5 protein-coding genes are annotated in these 3,721 nt (G+C 64.3%); 4 read left to right on the forward strand and 1 reads right to left on the reverse strand.

Features of this window, described 5'->3' with window-relative positions; genetic code table 11:
* Window positions 1–198: 198 nt before the first annotated feature.
* The 3 genes from AC1D34_RS35055 (at window position 199) to AC1D34_RS35065 (ending at window position 2,442) form a co-directional block, all read left to right on the forward strand.
* Window positions 199–756 (forward strand): dihydrofolate reductase family protein, encoded by a 558-nt coding sequence (locus AC1D34_RS35055; protein ID WP_441492803.1) that lies wholly within the window; start codon window positions 199–201, stop codon window positions 754–756.
* Between the two features lie 280 nt (window positions 757–1,036).
* Entirely contained in the window at window positions 1,037–1,801 is a 765-nt protein-coding gene (locus AC1D34_RS35060) for an alpha/beta fold hydrolase (protein WP_476826723.1), read from the forward strand.
* A gap of 197 nt (window positions 1,802–1,998) precedes the next feature.
* A complete protein-coding gene (locus AC1D34_RS35065; RefSeq protein WP_441492801.1) occupies window positions 1,999–2,442 on the forward strand; it encodes an SRPBCC family protein in 444 nt (147 codons plus the stop codon).
* Between the two features lie 410 nt (window positions 2,443–2,852).
* Here the strand turns inward: AC1D34_RS35065 and AC1D34_RS35070 are convergent, their stop codons facing one another.
* Window positions 2,853–3,494, reverse strand: coding sequence for a dihydrofolate reductase family protein (locus AC1D34_RS35070; protein WP_043240173.1), 642 nt, complete (start codon window positions 3,492–3,494; stop codon window positions 2,853–2,855).
* 108 nt (window positions 3,495–3,602) lie between these two features.
* On the opposite strand from AC1D34_RS35070, the gene AC1D34_RS35075 reads away from it, so the two are divergent.
* Window positions 3,603–3,721 (forward strand): ArsR/SmtB family transcription factor (locus AC1D34_RS35075; protein WP_476826724.1); only part of this gene is annotated, 119 nt, incomplete at its 3' end.

A 3,721-nucleotide genomic window follows, 5' to 3' on the forward strand; every position in this document is an offset into this window, starting at 1 on the left:
CGAAGCGCTTCATCTAAGCTCCCGGAGCATCACCTCCAGGAATCCTAGCCGACTCGGCTCTTTTCACACAGCCTCCACCCATCTCAGACGTTGCTGGCGGGCCGCCGCCACTACCGGAATCGCCCTATAGCGGAAGTTCACCATCAACCGCGAGCAATAGCCCTACGTCTTTTCGAGCGGATGGCTTAGGCTCGTCGCATGGGACTCTTGACCTTCAGCATCAACGTCACCCTGGACGGCTGCGTCGACCACCAGGAGGGAATTGCCGACGACGAGACGCACGCCTTCTTCACCCGCCTTATGGACGAGGGCGGGGCGATGCTGTGGGGCCGCGTCACCTACGAGATGATGGAGAGCCACTGGCCGGCGGTCGCCCGCGGCGACGTGGAGGCGCCGCCGGCGATACGCGAGTGGGCGGTCAAGCTGGACGCTAAGCCGAAATACGTGGTGTCGTCGACGCGAAAGGCCTTCCCGTGGACCAACAGCCACCACATCGCCGGCGACCTGCGCACGGGCGTGCAGAGGCTCAAGGACGCGACCCCGGCCGGCGTGCTCCTCTGTAGCGGCAAGCTCGCGACCGAGCTGGACCGGCTGGATCTGATCGACGAGTACAAGGTCCTCGTCCATCCCAGGATCGCCGGCCACGGCCCAACCCTCTACCAGAGCGGGCTGCCCAGCACGCGACGGCTCGAGCTGATCTCGGCCACGCCGCTCCGCAGCGGCGCCGTCGCTATGCACTATCGGCGCGAGCGCTGACTCGGAGCAGCCTCTAGGCGCCCATATACGTCCGCAGTTGATCTCCAACCTGGGCCATTGTCGTCGGCTTGATCCGGCCCAGCTTCTCCGCGTGGCCTGCCTCGATCGTCGCGATTTTGCATGGGCGAATGACCGATGGGGCCGGCAACCCGACCTCGCCATAAGTCAGGCCCAGCGACACGTCCCGGGCACCCCTTCCGTCGGGTTTCCAGATCATGCTGACATGGTGCGGCGGCGCAGCGGGTTAGCGGAGCTGCCCTGGCATGTGATGGAGCGGGCGGTGAAGGCTTTCTGGGCGAAGATGGCGTCCGCCAATATCCTGTATCAGGACATTCCGGGGGCCGGCACGCCCMTGGTATTCATCCACGGTCTCGGCTGCGCTTCATCCTGTGACTATCCGCGCGTGATCGCGGATACGGCCTTGGCCGGGCGCCGGGCGATACTCGTCGATCTGCTCGGCTCCGGCTTCAGCGAAAGGCCGGCAGACTTCTGCTATTCCATCGAAGGCCATGCTCGCTCGGTTGCCGGGCTCATAGGGAGCGTCTGCGAGGGGCCGGTCAGCCTCTTCGGTCACAGCATGGGAGKGGCAGTGGCCATCACCCTGGCTGCATTGCTCGGGGCGAGGGTCGAAGCGCTCGTGCTTGGCGAACCGAATCTGGAGCCGGGCGGCGGCGTCTTCAGCAAGGCAATCGCCGAGATGTCCGAGGTCGAATTCGCCGCGCGCGGCCATGCGGCGACCGTCGCGGCTGCAAGGGCGGTCGGCAATACGGTCTGGGCTGCCTCATTGGCCATCAGCGCCCCGTTCGCGGCCCACCGGGAAGCAGCATCGCTGATCGCCGGATGCAAGCCGACATGGCGCGAGATGCTCGCCAGCCTGACCATGCGAAAAACACTCCTCGTCGGAGAGCACTCGCTGCCGGCCCCCGAATTTGATGGCTTGGCGGATGAGGGATGCGGCGTCGCGATCGTGCCCCAGGCGGGCCATTCGATGGCGTGGGACAATCCGGGCGGGCTCGCCGAGGCGATCGGCAAGGCGACAGGCTGAGCCTTCATTCGCCGGGCAGCGCGGCGACCTTCGGAAAGGTCTTCGCAAAGGGCTTGCAGGCATCCCGGTGCTCTGGATTTTTCTAAGATGCGCTGTCGAATTCTCACCAGCCCGTTCGTCGTAGATGTGTCGAGCGTGAAGGACCGCCCGCCAGGAGAGAACCGAACACCTTAAGACCGAACCAGAAGGAGAGATCCATGCCGAGCACCATCCGACTGCACCGCGTCATCGCCGCCAGGCCCGAGAAGCTCTACCGCGCGTTCCTCGAACCGGACGCGATTGCGAGCTGGCTTCCCCCTTACGGCTTCACCTGCACCGTCCATGAGCTCGATGCGAACGTCGGTGGCAACCACCGGATGTCGTTCCGGAATTTTACCACGGGGCACAGCCACGCCTTCGGCGGAACCTATCTGGAGCTCGTTCCCGGTCAGCGCCTCGTCTACACCGACAGGTTCGACGACCCGAACCTGCCGGGCGAGATGAAGGTCACGGTGATCTTGAAGGCCGTGTCCGTCGGCACCGAGGTGAGTATCGAGCAAGAGGGCGTGCCGGACGTGATCCCCACTGAAGCCTGCTATCTCGGCTGGCAGGAATCCCTGCGCAAGCTCGCGAAACTCGCCGAGCCCGAGATCAACCAGTAGCAAACGCGGTGCCGGAACGGCTCCGGGACGATCGCTCGCCCTGCGCCCGATCCGGCCTCGCCGCAGCGAGCGTCGGATGGTTCGGCCCCCCTGCCCCCGCGAACGGTATCGGTGCGCCGCTACGAGCGCGCCCTCCCAGGCGAACTGATCCATCTCGAGATCAGGACGTTCAATCGGTTCACCCCACCCTTTGAAGCGGAATGAGGTAGCAAAGACCACCATCCGCTCCTGGCCCGCCGGGCCACTGCCAATGACCGGACGTTCCGAAGGTCGCAGGAGGGTGGAAACCGGTCGGTCTGCTTTCGGTTATGGAACCAGGAAAAGTGGACATTGGGCGAGGGCAGAAACGGGAAGGCAGTCATCGACCAAGTTTGGACAGTCCATGATGGCCGTAAGCCACAGGCTGGCGGCTAGCGCTGGAACGTGAGGTGGACAGTGCCGCTCTCGGCCGTTTCCGACTTGACGGTGTAGCCGGCTTCCAACCCGCGTAACTCGTCCCAGAGGCGTATGCCCCGCCCCAGCAGAATTGGGGTAATGGCTACATGCAGGCGGTCGACAAGCCCGGCCTTCAGATAGTCGCGAACCATGGTTGGTCCGCCACCTATCCGCACATCCTTGCCGTTTGCGGCTGTCACGGCCTGCTGCAGCGCATCAACCGGGTCCGCCGCGAGGAAGTGGAACGTGGTGCCTCCAGCCATCTCGATGGAGGGCCGTCGCTTGTGCGTCAGGACGAAGACCGGGCAGCCGAATGGCGGCTCATCGCCCCACCACCCCTTCCAGTTCGGATCGTCGGGAAAGTTGTGCAGCCCGAACTTGCCGGCGCCCATGATTTCCGCGCCGATGTTGTCGAAGTAGTCCTTTGCATACGCATCGTCCATGCCGGTGGTGCCTTTGCCGCTGGTGTCCTTGAACACACGTTCCCGGAACGTCCTCGTCGCGACATAAGCGCCGACCAGGCGCGACCAGTCCTGGCCGAACGGATTGTCTGGCGTCTGGTCCGTCGTTGTTGCGAAGCCATCGAGCGAGATAACAAGGTCGACACGAACTGCCATTGGTGCACTCCCAAACACTAAGGTACTCACCTTCGTATTCGCAGCCAAACACTAAGGCAAGTGCCTTTTTATTATTGACCGGCACGGCCGGCCGCCTTACCGAGCTATATGCCCTACCACTCGACCCCCCTCGACCTCGCCTTTCACGCCCTCAGCGACCCGACCCGCCGCGCGGTGGTGTCGCGGCTGGTCGAGGGCGAGCTGCCGGTGACCGCACTGGCCGAGCC

The organism is Allobosea sp. P1_A7, assembly GCF_056406775.1.

What these genes read in the sequence shown, in the direction of transcription:
- AC1D34_RS35055 (WP_441492803.1), top strand. Translation starts at nt 199, where the DNA reads ATGGGACTCTTGACCTTCAGCATCAACGTCACCCTGGACGGCTGCGTC.
- AC1D34_RS35065 (WP_441492801.1), top strand. Translation starts at nt 1,999, where the DNA reads ATGCCGAGCACCATCCGACTGCACCGCGTCATCGCCGCCAGGCCCGAG.
- AC1D34_RS35070 (WP_043240173.1), bottom strand. Translation starts at nt 3,494, where the DNA reads ATGGCAGTTCGTGTCGACCTTGTTATCTCGCTCGATGGCTTCGCAACA.